At 64.5% G+C, this 341-nt stretch carries 1 protein-coding gene; it reads left to right on the forward strand.

The features are described from left to right. Positions 1–341 (forward strand): helix-turn-helix domain-containing protein (locus EN850_RS34615; RefSeq protein ID WP_136093007.1); only part of this gene is annotated, 341 nt, incomplete at both ends.

Raw genomic sequence — 341 nt, forward strand, 5'->3', positions numbered from 1 at the left:
CGAGCGCATCATGGCGCTGCGGCGGCAACGTTGGACCGGCAAGCACATCGCCCATGAGGTCGGCGTCTCGCCCGCCACCGTTAGCCGGGTTCTCAAGCGTGCCGGACTGTCGCGGTTGCGGGATATCGAACCGGCCGAGCCGATCCGACGCTACGAGCGCGAGCATCCTGGCGAGATGATCCATATCGATATCAAGAAGCTCGGTCGTTTCGAGCGCATCGGTCATCGCATTACCGGCAAGCGCACCGGCAATGCCAGCTCGCGCGGCAGCAGTTGGGAGTTCGTCCATGTCTGCATCGACGACGCCTCCCGCATCGCCTTCTCGCAGATCCTGCCCGACG

The organism is Mesorhizobium sp. M8A.F.Ca.ET.207.01.1.1, from assembly GCF_004794715.1.
Taxonomy (GTDB): domain Bacteria; phylum Pseudomonadota; class Alphaproteobacteria; order Rhizobiales; family Rhizobiaceae; genus Mesorhizobium.